Raw genomic sequence first — 24,180 nt, 5'->3', positions numbered from 1 at the left:
ATTGAAATGAACATACAAGGCTGGGAGGGGGTTTAGCAAACCCTAAAACAGTGGATGTTTCCGCATTGCGATCTGACCTTAATACCCCACCCCAACCCTCCCCTTCGCAGGAGAGGGATTTGATTGGTATCAACTTTTTGTTCAGGGATCAAATTTTAGACATGCAGAAACATCGTACAGAAAAAACGAATAATCGGGATTGGAAAGTGAATTTTGTAGGGTATTGAACAGATTTAAGGAAGAAGCTTTTGGAGCGGGTGAAGGGAGTAGAACAAAAGCCATAATCCATTGTTTTAGAATCATTAAATTTTTACTCATTTTTTATGTACCCCCAAATGTACCCCCATATTGATTTCTTCAAAACCTCATCGTAATGTGATATGTACACAGTAAAAATGAAAATGGCCGAGCCACTCACCCGACCATGGTAGTAGATGCCAAAGAAAATTATCGTTTAGCCTTTATGTATAACTCAGAGTATTCACTCAACATACTTTTAACATCCAATTTATGAGGCCGGATAAATTCATGAATTTTTTCGTCAGCTAAAGAAGAAAGTTCATAAGTCTGAAATTCTTTAAAGAAAGCCCTTACATTATCTTTAAGCAACCTTAGACTTTGTTTTCTCATTATTCCAACGGGATCGCTAAAGTCTCCATGATAAGACAATAATTTAGTATTAATTATCATTAATTTATGACACTTAGCTTCACCATATTGTTCTTTAAACCAAGCACAATGGCTATTCATTTGGCCAGCTTCATATTTATTTATTTCTTTTCTTTCTTCCTCGACTTCATTTTTACATTCAATTAAGAAATACTGTTCATCAATTCCACCCCACAAGTTATCAGGGCCCTTTTTAATTTCTTTATCAGGGCGTTGACATACAAAACCAATCGACAAGCCTAGATTATGTATGGCCTCTTCAAATTTCTCTGACTGAACACCAAAAGAAAGATTCTGTAAAATTCCATCAACAGCAATCATCATTGAAGGATAATCTTCATATTGTTGAATCCAATATTTGATCCTACTAGTTCTTGAAGAATTAATCCCGATTATTTTTTTATAAACAACCCCTTCTTTAGGTTTTAATAAATTCTTGTTCTTATTAAAAGCCGATTTTTGTATTTTATTAGACTCAACCTTGCTAGTTGAATATTTATACCTTGCTTGAAGTTGAAGATACCAACCTTTTTCTGTCTCATCATGGATATAATTATCACATATATCTTGAATTGTATTACAAGCCTTGTCAAAATCACCTTTCATAAAGTATTTTTCTGCATCATATTCGCGGCAAATCAATTTATATATCGTGTTATTATTGCCTTCATCCTCTATATCATTCATGCTTTCAGAATAGTATTCCTTCCATCCTTCATCTCTGAAAAGAGATTTATTAATAATATCTACAAGCATTTTCCCAATGTTAGTGCTATCATTTATTTCATCTTTTGCGTAGCTAACTATTTGACTACCTATTTCAATTTGCATACGAGTTTGTGCTGAAAAATACTTCATCGTTAAAGGGCTTTTTAAAAATTGAACAAGATCCCCCCCGGTAATAACTATTACACTATAATCTTTTTCACCTCTAACGCTGCGCCCTAATCCTTGCTCAACTTTTTGCGCTGTCTTAATGTTTATTATATCGCTACTTGGACGACACTCTTCTTCGTATCTGTCACTCAATGTTTCTGAGTAAGGCTTTGAATCCATTACCAAAATCCTACAAGCATTGTCTGGCAAATCAATACCATCATACCTATTAGCAAAAACAACAGCTTGGTTGTAATATCCTAATTTCAGCCGCTCAACATCCTCATAAATAGTTTCCGTTTTGGAAACAGTAGCTCCAATTTTCTCAAATTGTTTTTGGTTGCTAAAACTCGGAGCGAGACAGACTTGCCCCCACCCCCTTTTATCATTTGGTTTAAGCAACCAATTTATAATTCTATCTCGATCGAATGATTCATCTATCAAGGACGGTATCAAAATCATTTTTTCGCCGGACCATACTAAATCTTTATTTGCTAAAGGTTCTGAAACCGCATTAACATCAAACCCTAATCCTTTTATAAAAAAAGAATCATCCTGAGTAGTTGCTGACATAAGGAATCTATGGCTAGCTTGACTAAAAGTACCAAATGAATCAATAAGAGAAACTATGGGGGAAATCTCTAAATACTCACCAGATATAAATGCTTGGCAATTATGAATGTCATTTTTAATTAAAGGCCATATGAACAGAACTCTATTATCTTCATTATTATTTAGAATAGCTTTTGCCACCATATCCTTTTTGTCAATCCAAGCCCAATAAGGAATGGGTAATACAGTGTTATATCCCACCCCACTCTCTATTTCTAAATAACTACCTTCACCTTGTCCTTTTAATTCATCTGAAAAAATACTCAAAATAGATTTATACAAAGGACTTTCCTTGTCGACTTTGATGGTAAAACTATTTTTTATAGAATCAATACATGCTTGAGAATCATCCAGTATAATACTATTTGCAACTAGAGATTTTGAACCCAGACCAAAAGCTGTTTTACCATTGAAAATCTTTTGCACATGGGTTATCAATATTTTTTTTCCTGCAACGAAGTCATCAGGTATCTTTTTTGTTTTGTCAATTATACAATATGGAATGCCGAATTTTTCAGCATCTCTTACTGCTTGTTTTGCAAGATAAATATTTGGACAAACATACAGGCATGGTTGATTTGTTTCATTTATTTTTGACTGTAACATTAATAATCCAATTAATGTTTTTCCTTCACCAGTATGTAGTTTTATAATATTATCACGTGAATTACGTCTGTGCTCATGCCAATCGTTCAATATTTTTTTCTGTGATGGTCTAAGAGGACCAGCTTCACTTCTTCTATCTAAAGCTTCATATATTTCAACTGGGTTAATTCTTTTTGGCAACTCTTTATTTCTCAATTTTTTCGCAAAATCAATCATGCTATTTCCTTTTAAAATGAATTAAAATCAAACACCTCTTACACTATATAATCTAATGTAGGAGGTGACTTTTAATTAGACAAGTTAAAAAGTTTTAAATATTGACATGCGACAACATAAAAAATCAGAAGCAATATAACCCTTTGAAAAAAAACAACTACCAAATAATAAATATAACGTTCTTAAACTAAAGCCCACTTCAAATTCTATTTCATCTTTGCAAGCTAATTATACTTATCAGTTATTATTTCAATACCTACTCGGCCAAATCACCTCCGGCCTAACCCCTATAGCCTCCGCAATCAGCCGTTCACCCTTCGGCCATTTACGTGTTAACGCATTCGACAACGTTGATGAACTGAGGCCAGCCAGACGGGAAACCGCCGCCATAGAAGTGCCTTTCTTTTTGAGTGCGGCAATGATGTCCGCGCTGTGCCAATCCTGATTCATGATCAAACTCCTTTTAAAACTAATTTCAGGTTTTTATATATATAAACAAAAGTGGGTCGGTTCAGTCAGTTCAGTCGGTTCACTTTTTTAATGCATTGATATGGATGAATTAATTTTCATTTCCTGAACCGACTTAGGCCGATTTAGGGGTCGGTTCAATATCTGAAAAGTCAGTTCACCGGAAACCTCTTGTGCTGACAGGTCGGTTCAAATGGCGCTAAGTCGGTTCAAGGTCGGTTCAGAATATTTTTAAAAATCCTTATAGAACATCACACTACAATATTGAACCTACTGAACTGACTGAACCGACCCACATTCTTCACATGTGAAAAGCATTACTCCCAATCTTCCAGCATCATCAGCACCACAAAATTGGGTTGTGTACCATCCACGCGAATTGATTTTTTGGTCAGTCCCTTTTGTGGCTTTAGGGGCATTTCCATCATCCCGACTTCGGCAAGCACCTGAGCAAAGGCTGTTGGGTTATATCCTTTGGCTATCTCTTCCCGGAACACTGCCGGGAAGGTATAGAACACTGTTTTAGAATCAGTCATTCTTGTGCCCCGGTACCCCGCCAATTCTTTCAATGGCATATCACGTGGATCGCTATTCGGATGCGGCAAATAACGGCTATGTCCGTTTCGCTGAAGAAACCCCTGCGCCTGATCGATATAGGCTTTCTTCTCACGATTCCCCGTACCGAACTCGCTGATCCATGCATTGAAGCTGTGCTGTAATGCGTCATGGCTTTCCTGAGCCGTCCAGCCAGTGAAACTTTCAGCCAGCACCAGCGCAGTTTCCAGCAAAGAAAACCGCACGGCTACGCGGCGAACCTGTTCACCTGCGGCGGGATCCAGTCCGGCAAGCCACTGGCGCTCGTAATGTTTCGCGGCATCAATAGCGGCTTCTTTCTGGCTGGCAAGATGTGCGATCCATGCCCGACCCGCTGCGCCGAAGTTAGCGTTGCAGGCATCACGCATCGCGGCAGCATGTGCCTGCCCGTCAGCATAAGCATGAAACTGAGTGGCTTTACTGATAGGTACGTTCAGCAGGCGTACCAGTTGCCCGGCATTAATTTTACTTCCCTCGGCGGAGAGATAACTTTCGAGATCCGTTTCTCCGGTGCTGAAAGCCATTGCGCGCCAGCGTTTCAAATCACGGTTACCGCCCTCTTTCGCTCCCTGAATCTTTCCGACCCCGTTAAACAGCGCATATGCTGATTCAGCCACCGCACGGCGGTTACTGCCCTGACCGATTTCATCCAGCGGCATAAAACCGTCATTGTGGGCGGCGGCTTCGTTAATTAACCCGAGTGCGGTGGAGTACCACGTCAGTTTCAGTGCTTCCGGTTCGCCGTAAAGACTGGTGGCCGCGTTACCGGTAGTTGTCTTCCCCGAGGATGAACCGCCGAAAAGATGCACCCCAAAACCATCAGCCCCTACCAGCCCGATCAGTGGTGCTGTCAGCGCACAACCCATCGCCAGCATCATGGAGGGATTACCTCGCGCCAGAGCCGCCACGCTCTCACGCCAGCTCTCCGGTGTCCCTTTTATGCCGTAACCTTTGGCAGCGCTGGATTTGCCATTAAATAATACCGGTGAGGCCGGTGCGCCAATCACTGAGCCATCCGGCATCAGGTAAGCACCGCACTGCCAGCCGGTTGAATCAGTAATCGACCAGCGTTGAGCGGTTTCACTTTGAGAAAGGTGATCGGCCAAAATGGCTCGCAGGCTACTTTTTGCCGTCATCCGCACACCACTGCGGCGTAACCGCGCCCAGCCGTCACGTTCGCCAATTTCACTCATGGGCATGGCTTCGGTATGTGTTGCGGTGCCACCGGCAGGAATGGCTTTTAGTATCAGATAGCGTTCTGCTTCACTGGCACCCATACCAATCACTTCTAACGGATCACTCAACCAGCTTTCCCGTTCAATAAGTTCTCCGCTGTAGGAGTCCGTGCGCGGTTCAATCCAGTACAACCCCTCTTGCCGCAGTGCGGCATAGGGTTTCAGCGGTGAAGCTTTTTTCATAGCGCTGTCCTGTGGTTGATAAAGCGAGGCATTGAACAAACTGGCGCACTGCTCGATGCCATGCCGCTGACGGCAATCGTCCCAGTCGGCTTTCTCCAGCGTGGGCGGTAGCGCAACCCAACCAGAAACCGCCGCTGCGGCTTTATCAGCGGCGAGCTTGCCGGTGTTAGTTTTATCCGGGGAAATATCGTTATCTGCGGCGAGGATGATTTTTGCCTGAGGATATTTACTGCGCATGATTTCAGCGACCGGTAGCAGGTTACCGGCATCAACAGCCACCACGCAAAGTGCGTCAGGACGCATCTGACTGGCGCTGAGTGCGGTTGCCAGCCCTTCGGCCAGAATGACAGTCTGCGGCGTTTCCTGCTTACAAGGCACTACGTAAAATGCCCCTTTTTTCACCGAGCCTCTCAGCAGACGTTTTACACCTGTCGGCTGGATAACCTGCGCCGCAGAGATCTGCCCGGAACTGTCGGCCAGCGCCAGCAGGATTTGTCCGGCGGCAAGTATCGGATAGCTGAAACCGTTTAACCCCTTACGCATGAGGTATTCAGATTCACCGGGCGCAGACAATGACAACATCCGGGCATAATCCGTGGCGAAAGGAACCGCCGCAGCCGTGCGTTTTGTGGCTGGCGCGATTACCGGGAGATTCAACGTACCCGCGACTAGCTTGGCTGCTTCTTTAGCGTTACAACTCTTGGTTTTCATCACAAGATCCAACCCATCACCCACGCCGCACTGGTTACAAATGTAGGTGCCTTTGCCCTCCAGATTGTCAAAACGAAAGCGATCCTTTCCACCGCAGGCCGGACATGGCGCATGATGAGTAGGTAAAACAGGCACCTCAATTGACAGCGCTGTGAGCACGTCATGCCAGCGATGGCGAGCCTGCTTAGCCGTCTGGCGAATAGACTCGAGAGTTTTCATGGCTGGTCTCCGTCTGGCGCGAAGAGCGAGTGGCGCAGCATTTCGAGACGCTCACACAAAATAAAGGCGATGACCTCTTGCACCATTTTGTTACTCAGCATAATCAGAGCGTAATTGAGTGCGCGGCACTGGTCGCAGAGTTCAGCCGGTTCCAGCTCCGTATTATCAAAAATGCCATCGTCAGGCATCGGAGGAAGGGTTTTGCGATTTTCAGGCACAGGCATTGCCAGCGCGGTTTCAAGGCTTTCCAGTTGGGTTTGCATCATCATGCAAAGGTAGGTGCGTGAGTCGGTATTTTTCGGGTTAGTAATGGCGTTTGCCAGCAGGCGACAGCTATCGCAAATTGACCAGGAATCAGGAGTGTTTTCTGAGGTTGAATTGGAGTCATTCATGATGCACCCCGGTAAACAAGCGGAGTGTGGCGTCATTAGAATGAGTTTGGGTGAGGATCGTAGCCATTTGGCAGCCTCCAGTAGATTGCGTAGTACGCTACCACTTGAGGTGCGAAACTCTTGGGTGGTAGCCCAGACGAGGTTCGCACTACCGGTTCTACTGGAGACCGGCCAGCCCGAGGGCTGCCCCGCCTGAGCCACCATTGAGATATTACTGACGCAGTATAGCAACTGCGTTTTCAACGGGTGCGTCAAAGCGACGGCACACGCAAAGCGCGGTGCCGCCAGTAGATTACTCGGGGTGCGAAACCCGGCTGCGGATTTTGCCGCAGCGGCGCGACTATACTCCAATCCGCGATACATAACCAAGTAAGCCGGATGTGTTTTGCGAGGTGTATTCCACACCGGATCGCTGTGTCCCCTCGCGCGTGCGCGCGTTTTGTCGGCACCTTTTAGGGCATTTTGTGGAGAAATAGCCATCATTCTGGCTTTCCTCCACGCGACTCCGTAATGCGGTTTTCAATCCATTGATCGATTTCAGATTCCACAAACGCCATTGCCCGGACACCCAGTTTTACCTGTGCCGGGAAACGGTTTTCGTCGATTAAGCGATAAATCCAAGAACGGCTAAGGCCGGTGCGTTTGATGACTTCTTCGAGGCGGATCAGCGTTGAGTGCGGCATGTAGAGACCTCCTGTAATTGGTCTACATGCCCAGCGTGATACAAAGTGAATTCGGTTTTCCGTACAAATACATCTTCTGAGATATTTTGATATCCCGATGTATCTTTGCGCTTATTGCTTTGCGCTTACCTGCAAGTCCATATAGTCCGCATACCATTGCAGCATTTCGCGGCGGCCATCCAGATATTGAGCGTGGTTGTATGTGCCACGGATACTGTTTTTATCGACGTGCGCCAGCTGGAGTTCAATCCATGCAGTGTTAAAACCTTGCTCATGCAAGATGGTGCTCATGGTATGGCGGAATCCGTGGCCGGTGGCACGTCCACCGTAGCCGATACGGCGCATTAAAACATTCATGGTCATTTCGCTGATCGGCTTGCTGGTCTGAACCCGGCCAATGAAAACCAAACCGTAACGCTCAGTCATCGGGCGCAGCTGGTTCAGGATCTCAATAGCCTGTCGGGAGAGCGGCACAACATGAGGGCGGCGCATTTTCATGCGTTCGGCAGGGATTTCCCAGACAGCTTTCTCAAAATCAAACTCTGACCATTTCGCCTGCCGCAGTTCTCCGGGGCGTGTGCCGGTTAAAATGAGTAAGCGGACGGCCAGCTTTACCAACTGACTGCCGGTATAACCGTTCAGCGTCCGTAAAAAATCAGGCATTTCAGAGGCGATCAGGTGCGGATAATTTTCGCGTTTGTGGGGCGTCATGGCGCTGGCGAGATCTGGCGCAGGGTTATATTCAGCACGGCCAGTAATGATTGCGTACTTCCAGACTTCACCGCAGCGCTGGCGCACTTTGCGCATTTTCTCTGTAGCGCCGCGTTTCTCCAGCTTGGTGAGTACGGCCATCAGTTCAAGCGGTTTGATTTCACTGATTGGCCGGTGACCTATCACCGGGAAAACATCAGCCTCAAAGGTCTTGAGCATTTCAGTGCGATAAGAATCAGACCAGCGGTCATATCGACGTGCATACCATTCACGCGCAATCTGCTCAAAGGTATTGGAGGCATCACCCTGTCGGGCAAGCTTGACCTGTTTTTTATTCTGACTGGGATCGCCGCCCGCATTGACCAGTTTTTTAGCATCGTCTCGGATTCGCCGGGCGTCAGCCAGAGTGATTTCAGGATATACCCCCACGGCCAGCAATTTCTCTTTGCCATCTATCCGGTACTTCATGCGCCAGTAGCGTGAGCCGTTCGGATTAACCAAAAGGAACAGCCCGCCGCCATCGGCCAGCTTGTAGGCTTTCTCTTTCGGCTTGGAGGTCTCTACCTGTCTGGCATTGAGTTTCATCTGGGGGTATCTCGCAAGGTGAACAGCGCCCTGCTGGGGGTACTTTTGCAGGGGGTACATTCTGATACCCCCATATATACCCCCAGATATGGGTACATTACAACAGATAGCAGAGGACGTACTTAGAGCGAAATAGGGGTTAAAGCCGCGTATTTACTGGGTTTGGAGGATTTTATGGGATGTTACTGGAAGACGTAATGGAGCGGGTGAAGGGAATCGAACCCTCGTATGCAGCTTGGGAAGCTGCCGTTCTACCATTGAACTACACCCGCATCGGTGTGCGACTGGCATTATAACCGGTTACGACGGCGGAGCAAGGCGTGATTGCGGATAAACGCTGGAGTTTTAAGCAGTTAGCGTATGGCGTGATCTGCGGCATGAAAAAGGGCGCCGGAGCGCCCTTTTGTTGTTTCTGAGGAAACTTATTTTTGTGTCTGCGGACGCATTGCCGGGAACAGGATAACGTCGCGGATGGTGTGGCTGTTGGTAAACAGCATAACCATACGGTCGATACCAATGCCCAGACCGGCAGTCGGTGGCAGGCCGTGTTCCAGCGCTGTTACGTAGTCTTCGTCGTAGAACATCGCTTCGTCGTCGCCTGCATCTTTCGCAGAAACCTGATCAGCAAAACGCTGTGCCTGGTCTTCTGCATCGTTCAGCTCAGAGAAGCCGTTACCGATTTCACGGCCGCCGATGAAGAATTCGAAACGGTCAGTGATTTCAGGGTTCTCGTCATTACGGCGCGCCAGCGGAGAAACTTCTGCCGGGTACTCGGTAATGAAGGTTGGCTGGATCAACTGTGCTTCAGCGGTTTCTTCGAAGATCTCGGTCACGATACGGCCCAGGCCCCAGCTCTTCTCGATTTTGATGCCGATAGATTCTGCGATAGCGGTCGCTTTAGCCAGATCGTCGAGATCAGCAACATTAGTTTCCGGACGGTATTTGCAGATCGCTTCGCGCATGGTCAGCTTGGCGAAAGGCTTGCCGAAATCGAAAGTCTGGTCGCCGTACTGCACAACGCTGCTGCCCAGAACGGATTCAGTCAGCGTGCGGAACAAGGTTTCAGTCAGAACGATCAGGTCTTTGTAATCCGCGTACGCCATGTAGAGTTCCATCATGGTGAACTCTGGGTTGTGACGCGGAGAAACGCCTTCGTTACGGAAGTTACGGTTGATTTCGAATACGCGATCGAAACCACCAACAACCAGACGCTTCAGATACAGTTCCGGCGCGATACGCAGGTACATGTCGATGTCGAGGGCATTGTGGTGGGTGATGAACGGACGTGCCGCCGCGCCGCCAGGGATCACCTGCATCATCGGGGTTTCGACTTCCATGAAGCCGTTTTCCACCATGAAGCTGCGGATGCCAGACATGATCTGAGAACGGATTTTGAAGGTCTTACGGGAATCTTCGTTAGCGATCAGATCGAGATAACGCTGGCGGTAACGCGCTTCCTGATCCTGCAGGCCGTGGAATTTATCCGGCAACGGACGCAGTGCTTTGGTCAGCAGACGCAGTTCAGAACAATGGATCGACAGTTCGCCGGTCTTGGTTTTGAACAGTTTACCGGTCGCACCCAGGATATCGCCCAGATCCCATTTCTTGAATTGCTCGTTGTAGATGCCTTCCGCAAGGTCATCACGCGCAACGTAAAGCTGGATACGGCCGCCGACATCTTGCAAGGTTACAAAAGATGCTTTGCCCATGATACGGCGGGTCATCATACGGCCACCGACGGTGACTTCGATGTTTAATGCTTCCAGTTCTTCGTTGGTCTTTTCGCCATATTTCGCATGCAATTCATCAGAGATGCTGTCACGACGGAAATCGTTAGGGAAAGCGATACCGGATTCGCGCAGTAAAGCCAGCTTCTCACGACGAGCTTTCAGCTCGTTGTTAAGATCTGGTACGTTTTCTGCGCTTTGCGCTGCTGGTTGTTGCTCAGACATTTTGGTTCCTCATAACCCGGCTTTCAAACTTGCCTCAATGAATTTATCCAGGTCGCCATCCAGTACGGCCTGCGTATTTCGCGTTTCGACGCCCGTGCGTAAATCTTTGATACGGGAATCGTCCAGCACGTAAGAACGAATCTGGCTGCCCCAGCCGATGTCAGACTTGTTGTCTTCCAGCTGCTGTTTGTCCGCATTTTTCTTTTGCATCTCATACTCATAAAGCTTCGCACGCATCTGCTTCATGGCCTGATCTTTGTTTTTATGCTGGGAGCGGTCGTTCTGACACTGAGTCACAATGTTGGTCGGAAGGTGGGTAATACGTACCGCAGATTCCGTTTTGTTGACGTGCTGACCACCCGCACCGGACGCGCGGTATACGTCGATACGCAGGTCGGCAGGGTTAATTTCGATTTCGATATCGTCATCCACTTCCGGATACACAAACGCGGAACTGAAAGACGTATGGCGACGGCCACCGGAGTCGAACGGGCTTTTACGTACCAGTCGATGAACGCCGGTTTCAGTACGCAGCCAGCCGAACGCGTAATCACCGATAATCTTGATGGTTGCAGATTTAAGCCCTGCCACTTCACCGTCAGACTCTTCGATAACTTCTGTTTTGAAACCTTTAGCTTCTGCCCAGCGCAAATACATACGCAGCAGCATGCTCGCCCAGTCCTGCGCTTCCGTACCACCGGAACCCGCCTGGATATCGAGATAGCAGCTCGCGTTATCGTATTCGCCGGAGAACATGCGGCGGAATTCCAGCTGTTCCAGTTTGGCGGTCAGTACATCGAGTTCGGCAACCGTTTCGTTGAACGTGTCTTCATCGTCGGCTTCAACAGCCAGTTCCAGCAGGCCGGTCACATCTTCCACGCCCTGCAATAACTCATCGATGGTTTCAACAATAGCTTCCAGAGAGGAACGTTCTTTGCCCAGCGCCTGTGCGCGTTCTGGCTCGTTCCAGACGTCCGGCTGTTCCAGCTCGGCGTTTACTTCTTCGAGGCGTTCTTTCTTGGCATCATAGTCAAAGATACCCCCGAAGAACGACTGTCCGCTCGGACAGGTCCTGAATGCGGTTCTTAACCGGATTAATTTCAAACATGATTTTTCGCGTCTTACGTTAGATTCGGAGTTGGCCCAATGCCATTCGAACCGCCGATTCTAACGGAATTAGCGGTCTTTTTATAGCAACGAGCCGTTTTTTTGCAGGGTTTATTGTGGGTGAAAATCGCTTATTTCGGCCATAAATGTTCGATGATCAGCTGAACGCTGCGATTTCCCCGAAATTCATTGATATCCAGCCGGTACGCCAGCTGCACTTCGCGGATGCTGCTGTCCGGCCAGAAAGTCGGATCTATGTTAAAGGCGATACCGTCAAGCAGCGGGCCTCCGCCAACCGGTTCGATCATCAGTTTGAGATGACGTTCTTTCAGCAGTTTCTGTTGCAGGATGCGGAACGTGCCGTCAAACGTCGGTTCAGGAAACGCCTGTCCCCACGGACCACCGTCACGCAGCATTTCAGCCGTATCTATTGTCAGTTCATGAGCCGACAGTTCGCCATCCGACCAGACCACGCCTTCAAGATGTGAAGGATCCAGCCATTCGCCGACCAGTTCTGCGAATTTGTCACGAAACTCGTCGAACTTGCTTTCTTCCAGCGACAAACCGGCAGCCATCGCATGTCCGCCAAATTTCATCATCAGACCGGGATTAAGCGTATCGAGACGTTCAAGCGCATCGCGCATGTGCAAACCCGCAATCGAACGGCCGGAACCTTTCAGAATGCCATCGCCTGCGGGAGCAAACGCAATCACCGGCCGGTTAAAACGCTCTTTCAGACGTGATGCCAGAATACCGACCACGCCCTGATGCCATTCCGGATGGTACATCGCCAGACCGAACGGCAGCGCGTCGGTGCTGCGCTCGAGTTTGTCGCACAGCGCCAGCGCTTCAATCTGCATGCCCTGCTCTATCTCGCGGCGGGTCTGGTTCAGCGCATCCAGATCACTGGCCAGTGCACGCGCCTGACCGATATCTTCGCTGAGTAAAAGCGCCACGCCAACCGACATATCATCAAGACGTCCGGCAGCATTGAGCCGTGGCCCGAGGGCGAAACCTAAATCGCTGGCGCACAATGTGCGGGCTTCGCGCCCCGCCACTTCGAGCAGTGCACGGATACCCGCCCGGCATTTTCCGGCACGGATGCGGTTAAGTCCCTGATACACCATGATGCGATTATTAGCATCAAGCGGCACAACATCCGCCACGGTTCCCAGCGCCACCAGATCCAGATGTTCCGCCAGATTAGGGATCGCCAGACCGTTTTGCTCGAACCAGCCGCTGTCACGTAAAGCACTGCGCAACGCCAGCATCAGATAGAACGCTACGCCGACGCCCGCCAGCGATTTAGACGGAAACTCGCAGCCGACCAGATTCGGGTTAATAATTGCTTCGGCATCCGGCAACGTTTCGCCCGGCAAGTGGTGATCGGTGACCAGCACCTGAATCCCCTTTTCATGGGCGAGCGTGACACCAGCATGAGAGGAAATACCGTTATCAACGGTCAGGATCAGCTCTGCGCCGCGTGACGCTGCCTGTTCGACGACTTCCGGGCTGAGGCCATAGCCGTCTTCAAAACGGTTAGGCACCAGATAATCCAGATTCCCGCAGCCCATACTGCGTAAAGACAACAGCGTCAGCGCGGTGCTGGTTGCGCCATCAGCATCAAAATCACCGACGATAATAATACGCAGACGCTCAGCCAGCGCTTTTTGTAACAACGCGACCGCAGTATCAATGCCGTCGAGTTGCTGATAAGGCAGCATTCCGCGCACGCTGCGCTCAAGTTCCTGACTTTCTTTCACGCCCCGGGCGAGATACAAACGGCGCAACAAAGGGGAAAGATCGGCGGGAAGTTCCACGCCAGTCGCTGCCTCACGGCGGCGAAGTTGAGTCTGCAAGGTCACGAAAAATCAACCACCCGTTTTATGTGAAGGATCCTGCTGATCGAGCATGGCGGCCATTTCTTTTGGCGGCTGATAGCCAGGGATCAAAGTACCGTCTGCCAGCACCACAGCCGGCGTGCCGGTGACGCCAAACTGCACGCCCAGCTCAAAGTGTTTCGCTATATCACTGGTTTTGCAGGTTGCTGGAGTGATGTCATCACCACGCATTGCCGCATCAAAACTGGTTTTGCGGTTGCCTGTACACCAGATCGACTGCATGTCTTTCTCTGTTTTAGAATTCAGCCCCTGACGCGGAAACGCCAGATAACGCACCGTAATCCCGAGATCGTTATACTCTTGCATCTGCTGATGCAGTTTGTGGCAATAGCCGCAGGTGATGTCGGTAAACACCGTAATCACATGTTTTTCGTTTTTGGCTTTGTAGATGATCATCTCGTTTTGCAGCGCATCCAGCTTTTTCACCAGCGCTTTGTTAGTCACGTTGACCGGATGAGTGCCGCTGACGTCATACATCGGCCCCTGCAAAACATGCTTGCCATCTTCAGTGATATAAATCGTGCCGCTGTCGGTGGAAACGGCGCTCAGGCCTTTTACCGGCGTAGGCTGTACCTCGGCATTGCTCATACCCAGTTTGCCCAGCGTGGCTTTGATTGCTGCATCGTCAGCATGGACCGCGGAGCTCATACACGCAGTCAGGAATGTCAGCAGCAGTAAACCTTTTTTCATCATGTCGTCCTTTCTCTCCGGCGGGTTACGCGCGGGGATGATGTTGTTGATGTAGCTGTTTGAGTCGTTCAGTCGCTACATGGGTGTAAATTTGAGTGGTTGATAAGTCACTGTGACCTAACAACATTTGCACCACGCGCAGATCCGCACCGTGGTTTAGTAAGTGAGTGGCGAAAGCGTGGCGCAGAACGTGGGGTGACAAACGTTCCGCATCAATGCCCGCAAGGATCGCATAGTGTTTGATACGATGCCAGAACGTCTGACGCGTCATTTGCTGTGCGCGGTTACTCGGGAAGACGATATCCAGCGACTGACCGTTGAGCAGCCACGGTCTGCCGTGCTCGAAATAATTCTCGATCCAGTACACCGCTTCCTCGCCCATCGGCACCAGGCGTTCTTTATTCCCTTTACCGATAACCCGCACCACCCCCTGCCGCAGGCTCAGATCACTGAGCGTCAACCCGACCAGTTCAGAAACACGCAAACCGGTGGCGTACAGCAGTTCGAGCATGGCTTTATCGCGCAATTCCAGGGGAACATCCACACTTGGGGAAGCCAGTAACGCATCGACCTGCGCTTCACTGAGATCTTTCGGCAGCCGCTGCGGTAATTTTGGCGAAGACAGCAAGGCCGTCGGATCATCCTGACGTACAGATTCGCGGTTCATATACTGGAACAAACGGCGCATCGCGCTGAGCAACCGCGCCGAACTGGTGGCTTTGTAACCACCTTCAATACGTTCGGAAAGGAAAGACTGCAAATCTTCCGCACTGACATGCAGCAAATCGGTCTTATTGTGATGCAGCCAGCCGAGCAGAGATTTCAGATCCTGCCGGTAAGACGAGAGCGTATTTTCAGCGAGATTCCGCTCAATCCACAGCATATCCAGAAACTGTTCTGTCAGGCTCTGATCCGCCTGATTCACCGCTAGCAGAGCCTGCTCAGAGGTCACGTCCTGAGTGTTCACATTGTCTTGTTTTGGCATTCCGACTCCTGTTTCCTGAGCACATACTGCGCCAGCCATTATGCCTTTCATGCATCCAAATCTGCTACACTGCCTGCCATTCGTATTCTTATGACGTTATGGCAACAAGCATGAAAATCGGACTTTTTTACGGTTCCAGCACCTGTTACACCGAAATGGCTGCGGAAAAAATTCGCGACATTTTGGGCGAAGAACTGGTTGATTTGCACAACATTAAAGATGTTGATCCTGATGTGATGGAAGACTACAGCATCCTGATCCTCGGCATCCCGACATGGGATTTCGGCGAAATTCAGGAAGACTGGGAAGCCGTCTGGAATCAACTTCCTACGCTTAAATTACGCGGCAAAATTGTTGCCATGTACGGTATGGGCGACCAGCTCGGCTACGGCGAATGGTTCCTCGACGCGCTTGGGATGCTTTACCATCAGCTGGTGCCGCTGGGAGTTCGCTTTATCGGTTTCTGGCCGACTGAAGGCTTTGAATTTACCAGCCCGAAACCGCTAAGTGCCGATGGCAAACATTTCGTCGGACTGGCACTCGACGATGTAAATCAGTTTGATCTCACCGAAGAGCGCCTGCAACAGTGGTGCGAGCAAATCCTGCTGGAAATGGACGCCCTGCTGTAACGCCTCGCCATCAGCAACAGGTACGCCGCAACTTCAGCCCGGTTTTACCGGGCTTCGCGGATGAGAATTCAGCAGTATCTGGCGCAAATGCCGCCACTCTTCCTGACTCATGCTGTCCGAGGCCAGCCACAAACGCTGCCTTCTGCTGCGCATTGCCTGCGCCAGACCGCCTTTGAGTTTCTCCCGACGCAGTGAAAGCAACGCGCCGTGGCTTATCATCCACACAGGTTGTTTAATCTGCCATTCATGACCGCGCCACAAAAGACGGTAATCATCAGTCAGAACAATTTCACCAGTACGTGCCGTGATACGCCGCTGACTACGAATGCATTCAAACAGCACCAGCAACAGCAGCGTCATCCAGACAGGCCAGTAACCCGCAGGCCAGGGTGCCAGCAAAATCATCAGCATCACCGCACCGTAACATCCCAGTGAGAAAAGCTGACTGCGCCAGGACACCCTCAGGTCACATCGCCACAGGGCCACGGGCTTTGTTTCGCGTCTGAATAAGGGCAACCATGCGTTGTAATTCGGTATCGTTTGGCTCGCCGTGATTCATCAGCCAGTTGAACAGATCTGGGTCATCGCAGGTGAGCAGGCGGACAAACACCTCTTTGTCGGCCTCACTCAGCGAATCATATTCATGCTCGAAAAACGGCATGATAGAAATATCCAGCTCGCGCATACCACGGCGGCAGGCCCAGTGAACTCGGGAACGGTTATTAATATCCAGTTGATTTTTGCTTTCCATAACAAGGCTCTTTGTTGGGATACAGAACGTGAGTTTCTTTATGTCTGCGATGATTCTACCAGCGGCACGTCAAGCAACGTAACTTTTCAGTGCCCTGTTTTGTCAATCTACGTGATGTGCCGTAAAACCTGCTGTAAACCTGTCGGATGTTTTACATTCTCTGGAAGGCATCCCGTAAAAGGCACCAATAACTGTTTTCAAAGCGGGTGGGCTCTTTTACCATGAGGCATCAGTCACATTTCATTGACCGGGATTAGAAAATGGCTAACGAATTTCCCTTTCCACCGCAAAAACCTTCAGCGTCGTCTCATCTGCCGCTGACGTTGATCTCTCTGGAAGACTGGGCGCTGGTAACCATGAACGGCGCAGACACCATGAAGTACCTGCAAGGTCAGGTCACTGTGGATGTCGATGCGCTGGCAGCCGACAGCCACGTTCTTTGCGCGCATTGTGACGCGAAAGGAAAAATGTGGAGTAACCTTCGTCTGTTCAAACGTGGTGACGGTATGGCATTTATTGAGCGTCGTAATTTGCGCGACACTCAGTTAACCGAAATGAAGAAATACGCGGTGTTCTCCAAAGTGACGTTCACGGCTGACGACGACGTCGTATTGCTCGGCGTGGCAGGTTTTCAGGCCAGCGCCGCGCTGACAGGTCTCTTTTCAACATTACCAACGGCAGAGCAACAGGTCGTGCAACAAGATGAAACCACCCTGCTGCATTTCTCCCTGCCGGCAGAACGTTATCTGATTGTGACCAGCCCGGAAAAAGCCCGTCAGGTGGTCGAAGAATTAGGCGAGCAGGCGCAGCGCAACGACAGTCAGCAATGGCTGGCGCTGGATATCGAAGCCGGTTTCCCGGTGATTGATACACCAAACGCCGTTCAGTTTATTCCTCAGGCGACCAACATTCAGGCGCTCGAGGGCATCAGTTTTACCAAGGGCTGTTACGCCGGTCAGGAAATGGTAGCGCGAGCAAAATACCGTGGCGCCAATAAACGCGCGCTTTACTGGTTGTCCGGCAAGGCGAGCAAAGTGCCCGCTCCGGCAGATGACCTTGAATTGCAACTCGGGGAAAACTGGCGTCGTACCGGTACCGTTCTGGCGGCCGTTCAGCTCAGCGACGGCACGGTTTGGGTTCAGGCGGTACTGAATAATGACCTTGAAGCCGACGCTAATCTGCGTGTGCGTGAAGATGCCACCAGTCAGCTGAGCATTCAGCCATTGCCGTATTCGCTGGAAGAAACGAAGTAACAGTAACTGACATCACCGCCTTCGATCCGCAAGGCGGTGATTATTCACTTAATCGTGAGAGTGTTTGCCTTTGGCATTGAGCAAATCAACATAAGCCTGATCGACCAGTTCCTGCCGCTCGATGCCTAACTTTTCCAGTAAATCCTCAGCTATCGCAATGCCCTGTTCCGGCGTTTCGCTCTCGTCCAGCACCACTTCAAACTCAAGATAATCCCCCAGATGTTTGACCCGATCGAGATGCAAACGGGTCTGGCCGGTCATAAATAACGTCCGCTGTTTGATGACCCGCCCGGCAGCGCCGTAAGCCAGCGTCAGAGTTTCACGCAGACTGTCGGGATCCTGAGTTTCGGTCAGCTGGTAGAAACTGGTTTTCGGGCCTGCCTGATCCGGACGCTGATAGAAAATCAGTTCACCGCGATCAGGCGAAAAAGTGCGTAATTTAAGTCGTCCGTGCGGGCAGATAAAAAAGGTATCGTCCTGATCAATGATGTCCGGCAAGCCGTCTGCAAGCAGAGCAAGTTTTTCATACATCGCTGAAAAATCATCAATTCTGGCTTTAATTTCAATGTTTCTGGCCATCCGTTACTCCTTTAATGGTTCACGCTTTTTATCTGATTTAATCAATATCCCATGACCTTACAATGACATTCTGCGAAGCGGGCGCAAATTCTTTGTCACTCCTTCACGTATTTCCTGTCATTAGCAGATAAACTCCCCACATCGGGTGTTGCATGCACCTTTCACATCACGCCAGAAAAGGCCGGAGGCCAGAGTCCAGAATGATATGGATTATGCTTGCTGCAATTGTTGTGGTTTTTATTGTGGGTTATTGGTTTATGACGGCAGACACCCGTAAAGCGAACGCGTCTCTCGCCAGTCTGTTGAAAATTAAGCCGGTTTATATTGATTCAATGCTGCTGGAAATGGGCAAACGACAAAGTCAGATGTTTATCCGCTCAATAAGCGGTGGATACGCTGAAGAGATCCGCAAGGCTGCCTACGTTGTGTTTATTTATCAGACCTTTATTAAAGATGCCTCAGAGGAAAACATCATCCGCTGGCGTAATATTCTGGTGCGCGCGCATTTACCGCCACAGCTGAGCAGCGAACACGCCGAACTGGCGCTGTTTTATTTCGCTGAACTGGATATCGAACCTTTCGAACTGGCGCAGTTTCGCCGCGACTACAATCAGACGTATAACCAGATCCATCTGGTGTAGACGCAAAAAAGCCGCTGATTCAGCGGCTTTTTCTTATCAGATCGACCTGGCTGATTATCTGAATACGTTATCCAGATAGCTCGCCAAAATCTGACGCGAACTGAAACCGTGGCAAATTCCATAATAGGTTTCGTTGTCGCTGGAAACATCCAGCGGGAAATTCTTGTACGCATCGCTGCTGCGAAAAGATGCCGTAGGTTCTGCAAATCGTTCACTGCGCTCTTTCAGAGCCGGGTGTATTACCAGGGCAGTCCGGCCAAACCGCGCTTCCCGGTTTACATACACATAATGCTCGCCCCGGCGGTAACCGTAAGCTTTATCATCAATAAAATCGCGTTCAAAACCTGATGTTTCTAAAACGCGTGCCACTTCATCTGGCCGTAAATACATGGTTGCTCCTCGCTTCTTTAACCGCAAGGCGACCTTACCGCAATAACTCTGCCAGACAATGCGTTTATCCCAAATTTTGGCGTATTTAGGATTTATCTACACTCAGCATTCACACTGTAAAATGGTTATTCAGCCTGAGTCTGACGCGCGTTTTGCAGCCATATTTTGAGTGTCAGTAACCAGGCGACCACGACCATAAAAGCTGCCGCCAGATAAATAGAGGGCGTGCCCAGATGCGAAATAATCAGTCCGGCAACCGGTCCGGTGATCCCCAGCCCGAGATCTAAAAATGCAGAATATAAGCCCAGCGCCGTGCCCTGATTTTGCGGCGGCACCTGTTTTACCGCCTCCACGCCCAGCGCAGGGAAAATCAGCGAGAAACCCGAGCCGGTAAGGAACGCGCCAAACTGCACAGAAAGCGGATCGTGCCCCAGCCAGATCATCAGCAACCCCGCCACTTCAAACACAAACGAAACCAGTGAAACGCGCAGGCCACCAAAGCGATTGATCATATTGCCGAAAATCAGACGCGCGCCAACAAATCCGAGGCTGAATAAAGTGAGCGTGAACGCCGCTCCGCTCCAGCCTTTATCGGCGTAATACAGTGTGATAAAGGTGGCGATAACGCCGAACCCGATCGTGCCGAAACCCAGCCCCAGTCCGTAAAGCCAGATGCGTCCAACCACCGCTTTAAAGGCAATACGTTTACCGGCGGTGACAGAAATCGCCGCTTTCATACAGGCAAGAATGGCGGCAAATGCAGCAGCGACAATAATCAGAACGGCTACGCCCATCAGCCCGTAAGCATGGTTGAGCAATACTCCAAGCGGCGCGCCGACAGCCATCGCGCCATAAGTCGCCACGCCGTTCCACGAGATCACCCGCGCCGTATGTTTCGCACCCACCGCGCCAATCCCCCACAAGGTGGTTCCGGTGCTGCCGAAGCTTTCGCCTACGCCTAAGAAAACGCGTGCCAGACAAAGTAATAGCAGGCTCGCCAGCGGATAAGCAGCAAACCAGAAGGCAATCGCGTAAAACACGCCACTCATCCCGCAGCAAATCAGACCAAAAATCACCACCCGTTTTGGCCCAAGCATATCCGCGTAACGCCCGGCATGCGGGCGGCTGATGAGCGTTGAAAAATACTGAACGCTGATCACCAGTCCTGCCAGCACCGAGTTGTATCCCAGCGTGTTATGCACAAAGCCTGGCAAGACGGCGAGCGGTAAGCCGATGGTCAGATAGACAACGAAGGTAAACAGCATGAACGACAAAATGCGTTTATTGAGCAGAGCGTTAGAACGAAGCGTACTTAAAGACATGGGCGGACCCGAAAATGAGATCACAGAGAGTGGAATCAACAGTATAAACAGGTTTTAGCCTCGAAACGGGCTAAAAATGTTATTGGCTGTAACGCAGATTTTGTTTTGCAGAGAAATCTGAGACGTATCACGTCAGCCCGCGCCCCGCCTGACTTGCTGCCACAGGGTCATGGCCTGTAAAGCCCCATCATCACAGGTCTTTGTCCTTAAAGAACCATCTGGTACGACATTATGGTCTATGCTTAATCCAACAGTCACACAAGGAGAGACGGAATGTTTAAGAAAACAGATAAAGTAGAAAAAAATATCAATCAGGACGTAACCCTGCTGGCGGATACGCTGGATGAAGTACTTCAGTCTGCAGGCGATAAATCCAAGGATGAATTGGATAAACTCCGCAGCAAAGCACAGGGCGTTCTGCGTGATACACGCGCACGTTTTAACACCGATAAAATTAGCCAGCAGGCACGTGATGCGGCGGCTACAGCCAATGATTATGTGAAAGATAATCCGTGGTATGGCGTCGGTGCCGGTGCGGCAATCGGTATTGTTATCGGTGTCCTTCTGGGACGTCGCTAACAAAAAAGGCAATTAGTGATGTTTCACTCCTGTGTCGGGAATATGCCTTAAAAAGCTGAAACATCCGCGTGGCTCCCTCATTGCCGCGTAATTGCTAAAAAGACGACGGAGCCTTCGGGCTCCGTTTTCTATTTCTGGTTCTGGCTTCCTGAAATCACCCGCTCCAACCGCTGCACCAGCCCTTGGGCCTGCTCCTGAGAACTGATATTAGGAAACCCCATCAGCAAACCGTTCGGGCGTAACGCTCCGCCACGCTCACGCCGCTCAACCTGCCAGTCGGAAAGCGCCTGCACCGCCAGCCCCTGTTCGCGGGCATGTCTGGCGATCAGCGCGTCATCCAGACGGGTATTCAGGCTGGCGGATAACTGGATCCCGCCGACCTGCTGATTCACGCGTAACACCCCGGCCGGAAACTGCGCCGTCAGCGCCTGTTCGAGATAACCACGGCGTTCAGCATAAAGCTGGCGCATCCGTTTCAGATGCCGGTAGAAATGCCCCTGTTCGATGAATTCCGCAATGCTGCTTTGCACCAAAGGCGGCGTGCCGCAAATTCGCAGCGGGCAATATGCCTCGATTTTTTCCACCAGACTTTCCGGCACCACCACATAGCCGCAGCGAAGCGCCGGAAACATCACTTTGCTGAACGTTCCAGCGTAAATCACCCTTCCCTGCGTATCGAGACTTTTCAGCGAAGGCAAAGGCTGTCCGTGATAACGGAACTCGCTGTCGTAATCATCTTCAATAATCCACGCTTGTTGCTGTGCTGCCCAGTCCAGCAGCGCCATGCGCCGCGCTAAACTCATGGTCACGCCGGTCGGGCTTTGGTGCGCGGGCGTAACAACGGCAAATCGTGCGTCAGGAAACTGCTTCACCGCCTGCGGCACATTCATGCCCTCATCATCCACGTTCACCGCCATGGCAACCGCACCTGCCGCACGGAAAAATGCCTGCGTAACCGGATAACCCGGGTCTTCCAGCCAGACGCCGTCGCCCGGTTGCAGCAGACTGCCGATGATCAAATCCAGTACCGGCGCATAGCCGCCGCAGATAAATATCTGTTCCGGACGGCAGGTAAACCCGCGGGAAAGTTGCAGATAACGGGCTACCGCGTGGCGTAAAACGTCTGTACCCGCCAGCGGCGGATGGCCTAAATCATTCATGCCGGTGTGCCGGATTTGCCTAGAGACAATGCGCGACCAGATAGCACGCGGGAACGCATCCAGCGCTGGCAGACCGAGCTGGAAAGGAAGGGAAGAAACAGAAGGCAACATCGGGTTGATGGGCTTACGCCCGGCGTCTTTTCTGACCGGCGCTGGCTCGGGGGAGGATAAACTTTCCGGCGCGCTGACCACCGTTCCGGCCTGTCCGCGGCTTTGCAAAAAGCCTTCCGCCATCAGCAGGCCATAGGCATTTTCCACCGTGGCGCGCGCCACGCCAAGTTCACTGGCCAGCGCCCGCACCGACGGCACACGGCTGTCGCGTTTAAGCTGTCCTGCCATGATCGCCTGTTTTACCCGCTGATAAATCTGGCGGTAAAGCGGTGCTTTGTGTCGGGGATCGAGCTGAAAGGAAAGACTGAAGCCGCGCATCATGACCTGTATAAATATGTATTTTATGGCTCTGTAGTATAGACCATACGAGGCGTAAAGTTACGGTCATTGAGACGCACGGTGCGTCACTGTTTACTTCAATATCTCCCAGAGGAAATCATCATGACTGCACTTCGCCTGCCTTACTATTCCCTGTCTTCTTCAGTGATGGAACCGATGAAAGCCGCGCTCGGCGCACTGGAAAACGGTCCGCTGGATAACGTGATTATCGAACTGGCGTTCCTGCGTGTTTCGCAAATTAACGGCTGTGCGTATTGTCTGGATATGCACTCTAAAGCGTTGCGCAAAATGGACGTCGCGCAGACCAAACTGGATCAACTGGCGGGCTGGCAGGTCAGCCATGCGTATTCTGAACGTGAACGCGCGGCACTGGCCTGGGCTGAATCACTCACTCTTATTGCCGCTACCGGCGCACCGGATAACGCCTTTGAGCCACTGAAAGCACAATTCAGCGACGTGGAAATCTCAGAACTGACCTTCGCCATCGGTCTGATGAATGCGTTTAACCGTCTCGCGGTGGGTATGCGCCAGTAATCTGACCGCTCGAAAATTGAACTAAAAAAGTTTTCCCTCTCCAGCCCGCTGCCTGCGGGCTTTGCCGTTTTTGCAATAAGCAAATTTAGAAAATCTACATATTGTGTGGTTGAAAATTTAAATCACCACATCTAGTATTCAGTCCATCGGAACGCCACGATGGCACCGACTCTCGCGCCTTTCCCCCGGCTGAAACAGCCGCACAGCGGGCAGGCAAAAATTGTCTCTGATTTCTTACTAGATGGAAATACGAATCATGAGCATTATTATTTACAGTAAACCAGACTGTGTCCAGTGCAACGCGACTTACCGTGCATTCGATAAACAAGGCATCGCCTACGAAGTTGTCGATTTGACTCAGGATGAGCAGGCTCTCGGGCAGGTTCGTGCGATGGGTTATCAGCAAGTTCCGGTGATTGTGGCCGGTGACGACCACTGGTCTGGTTTCCGTCCGGACAAAATCAGCGCCCTGCGCCAGCTTCAGAACGCGTTCTGAG

Annotated in this window: 23 protein-coding genes, 1 tRNA gene and 1 pseudogene; 6 read left to right on the top strand and 19 right to left on the bottom strand. The window is 50.2% G+C overall.

The annotated features are described in order from the left end of the window. Window positions 1-447 precede the first annotated feature (447 nt). From ACM615_RS19110 to xerD, 13 genes and pseudogenes are all read right to left on the bottom strand, one after another. Entirely contained in the window at window positions 448-2,979 is a 2,532-nt protein-coding gene (locus ACM615_RS19110; RefSeq protein WP_431012350.1) for a DEAD/DEAH box helicase family protein, read from the bottom strand. A gap of 249 nt (window positions 2,980-3,228) precedes the next feature. Continuing rightward, window positions 3,229-3,429, bottom strand: coding sequence for a helix-turn-helix domain-containing protein (locus tag ACM615_RS19105; protein ID WP_431012349.1), 201 nt, complete (start codon window positions 3,427-3,429; stop codon window positions 3,229-3,231). A 335-nt stretch (window positions 3,430-3,764) separates the two neighbouring features. After that, window positions 3,765-6,389 carry a DUF927 domain-containing protein gene (locus tag ACM615_RS19100; RefSeq protein WP_431012348.1) on the bottom strand — a complete coding sequence of 875 codons (2,625 nt, stop codon included), beginning with the start codon at window positions 6,387-6,389 and terminating at the stop codon, window positions 3,765-3,767. Then, window positions 6,386-6,781, bottom strand: a complete 396-nt coding sequence (locus tag ACM615_RS19095; RefSeq protein WP_431012353.1) for a hypothetical protein — start codon at window positions 6,779-6,781, stop codon at window positions 6,386-6,388. The genes ACM615_RS19100 and ACM615_RS19095 overlap by 4 nt, the downstream gene beginning before the upstream one ends. 66 nt (window positions 6,782-6,847) lie before the next feature. Then, window positions 6,848-7,144: pseudogene (locus tag ACM615_RS19090) on the bottom strand (ash family protein); the annotation flags it as partial. A 116-nt stretch (window positions 7,145-7,260) separates the two neighbouring features. Beyond that, the gene (locus ACM615_RS19085; protein ID WP_119822895.1) at window positions 7,261-7,464 is read right to left on the bottom strand and encodes a helix-turn-helix transcriptional regulator; all 204 of its coding nucleotides are present in this window, start codon (window positions 7,462-7,464) and stop codon (window positions 7,261-7,263) included. A gap of 111 nt (window positions 7,465-7,575) precedes the next feature. Continuing rightward, window positions 7,576-8,760, bottom strand: coding sequence for a tyrosine-type recombinase/integrase (locus ACM615_RS19080; RefSeq protein WP_431012347.1), 1,185 nt, complete (start codon window positions 8,758-8,760; stop codon window positions 7,576-7,578). A 198-nt stretch (window positions 8,761-8,958) separates the two neighbouring features. Beyond that, a tRNA-Gly gene (locus tag ACM615_RS19075) sits at window positions 8,959-9,032 on the bottom strand. Between the two features lie 150 nt (window positions 9,033-9,182). Then, on the bottom strand, window positions 9,183-10,712 hold the full coding sequence (gene lysS, locus ACM615_RS19070) for a lysine--tRNA ligase (RefSeq protein WP_112291242.1): 1,530 nt from the start codon (window positions 10,710-10,712) through the stop codon (window positions 9,183-9,185). A gap of 9 nt (window positions 10,713-10,721) precedes the next feature. Continuing rightward, window positions 10,722-11,820, bottom strand: a protein-coding gene (gene prfB, locus ACM615_RS19065; RefSeq protein ID WP_132967315.1) for a peptide chain release factor 2 whose coding sequence is annotated in 2 segments (ribosomal slippage) — window positions 10,722-11,744 and window positions 11,746-11,820 — 1,098 coding nt in all. Because the reading frame shifts where the segments join, the coding sequence is not laid out codon by codon here. Between the two features lie 130 nt (window positions 11,821-11,950). Next, window positions 11,951-13,684 carry a single-stranded-DNA-specific exonuclease RecJ gene (gene recJ / locus ACM615_RS19060; RefSeq protein ID WP_431012346.1) on the bottom strand — a complete coding sequence of 578 codons (1,734 nt, stop codon included), beginning with the start codon at window positions 13,682-13,684 and terminating at the stop codon, window positions 11,951-11,953. Window positions 13,685-13,690: 6 nt separating this feature from the next. Beyond that, complete coding sequence (gene dsbC / locus ACM615_RS19055) at window positions 13,691-14,410, bottom strand: bifunctional protein-disulfide isomerase/oxidoreductase DsbC (RefSeq protein WP_112291247.1); 720 nt, start codon at window positions 14,408-14,410, stop codon at window positions 13,691-13,693. Between the two features lie 25 nt (window positions 14,411-14,435). Then, window positions 14,436-15,395, bottom strand: coding sequence for a site-specific tyrosine recombinase XerD (gene xerD / locus ACM615_RS19050; RefSeq protein ID WP_129638957.1), 960 nt, complete (start codon window positions 15,393-15,395; stop codon window positions 14,436-14,438). Window positions 15,396-15,505: 110 nt separating this feature from the next. Here xerD and fldB point away from each other — a divergent pair, with 110 nt between their 5' ends. Then, complete coding sequence (gene fldB / locus ACM615_RS19045) at window positions 15,506-16,024, top strand: flavodoxin FldB (RefSeq protein WP_112291250.1); 519 nt, start codon at window positions 15,506-15,508, stop codon at window positions 16,022-16,024. Between the two features lie 33 nt (window positions 16,025-16,057). Here the strand turns inward: fldB and ACM615_RS19040 are convergent, their stop codons facing one another. After that, a complete protein-coding gene (locus ACM615_RS19040; RefSeq protein ID WP_431012345.1) occupies window positions 16,058-16,510 on the bottom strand; it encodes a protein YgfX in 453 nt (150 codons plus the stop codon). After that, a complete protein-coding gene (sdhE, locus tag ACM615_RS19035; RefSeq protein ID WP_112291258.1) occupies window positions 16,491-16,757 on the bottom strand; it encodes an FAD assembly factor SdhE in 267 nt (88 codons plus the stop codon). Before sdhE ends, ACM615_RS19040 begins: the two co-directional genes overlap by 20 nt. Window positions 16,758-17,035: 278 nt before the next feature. Here sdhE and ygfZ point away from each other — a divergent pair, with 278 nt between their 5' ends. After that, window positions 17,036-18,028 carry a tRNA-modifying protein YgfZ gene (gene ygfZ, locus ACM615_RS19030; RefSeq protein WP_431012344.1) on the top strand — a complete coding sequence of 331 codons (993 nt, stop codon included), beginning with the start codon at window positions 17,036-17,038 and terminating at the stop codon, window positions 18,026-18,028. A gap of 48 nt (window positions 18,029-18,076) precedes the next feature. Here the strand turns inward: ygfZ and ACM615_RS19025 are convergent, their stop codons facing one another. After that, the gene (locus ACM615_RS19025) at window positions 18,077-18,607 is read right to left on the bottom strand and encodes a class IV adenylate cyclase (RefSeq protein ID WP_112291255.1); all 531 of its coding nucleotides are present in this window, start codon (window positions 18,605-18,607) and stop codon (window positions 18,077-18,079) included. A 200-nt stretch (window positions 18,608-18,807) separates the two neighbouring features. On the opposite strand from ACM615_RS19025, the gene ACM615_RS19020 reads away from it, so the two are divergent. Continuing rightward, complete coding sequence (locus ACM615_RS19020) at window positions 18,808-19,248, top strand: DUF1198 domain-containing protein (RefSeq protein ID WP_112291257.1); 441 nt, start codon at window positions 18,808-18,810, stop codon at window positions 19,246-19,248. Between the two features lie 54 nt (window positions 19,249-19,302). Here ACM615_RS19020 and ACM615_RS19015 read toward each other — a convergent pair whose 3' ends face one another. Together ACM615_RS19015 and ACM615_RS19010 are read right to left on the bottom strand one after the other, a co-directional pair. Next, window positions 19,303-19,638, bottom strand: a complete 336-nt coding sequence (locus ACM615_RS19015) for a DUF2002 family protein (RefSeq protein WP_112289777.1) — start codon at window positions 19,636-19,638, stop codon at window positions 19,303-19,305. A 125-nt stretch (window positions 19,639-19,763) separates the two neighbouring features. Continuing rightward, the gene (locus ACM615_RS19010) at window positions 19,764-20,960 is read right to left on the bottom strand and encodes an MFS transporter (RefSeq protein ID WP_112289779.1); all 1,197 of its coding nucleotides are present in this window, start codon (window positions 20,958-20,960) and stop codon (window positions 19,764-19,766) included. A gap of 273 nt (window positions 20,961-21,233) precedes the next feature. Between ACM615_RS19010 and ACM615_RS19005 the strand changes: the two genes are divergently transcribed. Then, the gene (locus ACM615_RS19005; RefSeq protein WP_112289780.1) at window positions 21,234-21,539 is read left to right on the top strand and encodes a DUF883 family protein; all 306 of its coding nucleotides are present in this window, start codon (window positions 21,234-21,236) and stop codon (window positions 21,537-21,539) included. A 128-nt stretch (window positions 21,540-21,667) separates the two neighbouring features. Here ACM615_RS19005 and ACM615_RS19000 read toward each other — a convergent pair whose 3' ends face one another. After that, a complete protein-coding gene (locus ACM615_RS19000) occupies window positions 21,668-23,128 on the bottom strand; it encodes a PLP-dependent aminotransferase family protein (protein WP_431012352.1) in 1,461 nt (486 codons plus the stop codon). A gap of 123 nt (window positions 23,129-23,251) precedes the next feature. Here ACM615_RS19000 and ACM615_RS18995 point away from each other — a divergent pair, with 123 nt between their 5' ends. Beyond that, a complete protein-coding gene (locus ACM615_RS18995) occupies window positions 23,252-23,683 on the top strand; it encodes a carboxymuconolactone decarboxylase family protein (protein WP_113877544.1) in 432 nt (143 codons plus the stop codon). Between the two features lie 256 nt (window positions 23,684-23,939). Further along, window positions 23,940-24,179 (top strand): glutaredoxin-like protein NrdH, encoded by a 240-nt coding sequence (gene nrdH / locus ACM615_RS18990; protein ID WP_113877543.1) that lies wholly within the window; start codon window positions 23,940-23,942, stop codon window positions 24,177-24,179. The last annotated feature ends 1 nt before the right edge of the window (window position 24,180 follow it).

The organism is Rahnella sp. PAMC25617 (genome assembly GCF_050606005.1).
Classification (GTDB): Bacteria; Pseudomonadota; Gammaproteobacteria; order Enterobacterales; family Enterobacteriaceae; genus Rahnella; species Rahnella variigena.
This window is presented reverse-complemented; position numbering and strand designations above follow the sequence as displayed.

What these genes read in the sequence shown, in the direction of transcription:
- lysS (WP_112291242.1), bottom strand. Translation starts at nt 10,712, where the DNA reads ATGTCTGAGCAACAACCAGCAGCGCAAAGCGCAGAAAACGTACCAGAT.
- xerD (WP_129638957.1), bottom strand. Translation starts at nt 15,395, where the DNA reads ATGCCAAAACAAGACAATGTGAACACTCAGGACGTGACCTCTGAGCAG.
- ACM615_RS19095 (WP_431012353.1), bottom strand. Translation starts at nt 6,781, where the DNA reads ATGAATGACTCCAATTCAACCTCAGAAAACACTCCTGATTCCTGGTCA.
- ACM615_RS19000 (WP_431012352.1), bottom strand. Translation starts at nt 23,128, where the DNA reads ATGCGCGGCTTCAGTCTTTCCTTTCAGCTCGATCCCCGACACAAAGCA.
- fldB (WP_112291250.1), top strand. Translation starts at nt 15,506, where the DNA reads ATGAAAATCGGACTTTTTTACGGTTCCAGCACCTGTTACACCGAAATG.
- ACM615_RS19020 (WP_112291257.1), top strand. Translation starts at nt 18,808, where the DNA reads ATGATATGGATTATGCTTGCTGCAATTGTTGTGGTTTTTATTGTGGGT.
- ACM615_RS19025 (WP_112291255.1), bottom strand. Translation starts at nt 18,607, where the DNA reads ATGGCCAGAAACATTGAAATTAAAGCCAGAATTGATGATTTTTCAGCG.
- ACM615_RS18995 (WP_113877544.1), top strand. Translation starts at nt 23,252, where the DNA reads ATGACTGCACTTCGCCTGCCTTACTATTCCCTGTCTTCTTCAGTGATG.
- ACM615_RS19085 (WP_119822895.1), bottom strand. Translation starts at nt 7,464, where the DNA reads ATGCCGCACTCAACGCTGATCCGCCTCGAAGAAGTCATCAAACGCACC.
- ACM615_RS19015 (WP_112289777.1), bottom strand. Translation starts at nt 19,638, where the DNA reads ATGTATTTACGGCCAGATGAAGTGGCACGCGTTTTAGAAACATCAGGT.
- ygfZ (WP_431012344.1), top strand. Translation starts at nt 17,036, where the DNA reads ATGGCTAACGAATTTCCCTTTCCACCGCAAAAACCTTCAGCGTCGTCT.
- ACM615_RS19100 (WP_431012348.1), bottom strand. Translation starts at nt 6,389, where the DNA reads ATGAAAACTCTCGAGTCTATTCGCCAGACGGCTAAGCAGGCTCGCCAT.
- ACM615_RS19110 (WP_431012350.1), bottom strand. Translation starts at nt 2,979, where the DNA reads ATGATTGATTTTGCGAAAAAATTGAGAAATAAAGAGTTGCCAAAAAGA.
- ACM615_RS19005 (WP_112289780.1), top strand. Translation starts at nt 21,234, where the DNA reads ATGTTTAAGAAAACAGATAAAGTAGAAAAAAATATCAATCAGGACGTA.
- nrdH (WP_113877543.1), top strand. Translation starts at nt 23,940, where the DNA reads ATGAGCATTATTATTTACAGTAAACCAGACTGTGTCCAGTGCAACGCG.
- ACM615_RS19105 (WP_431012349.1), bottom strand. Translation starts at nt 3,429, where the DNA reads ATGAATCAGGATTGGCACAGCGCGGACATCATTGCCGCACTCAAAAAG.
- dsbC (WP_112291247.1), bottom strand. Translation starts at nt 14,410, where the DNA reads ATGAAAAAAGGTTTACTGCTGCTGACATTCCTGACTGCGTGTATGAGC.
- ACM615_RS19010 (WP_112289779.1), bottom strand. Translation starts at nt 20,960, where the DNA reads ATGTCTTTAAGTACGCTTCGTTCTAACGCTCTGCTCAATAAACGCATT.
- ACM615_RS19080 (WP_431012347.1), bottom strand. Translation starts at nt 8,760, where the DNA reads ATGAAACTCAATGCCAGACAGGTAGAGACCTCCAAGCCGAAAGAGAAA.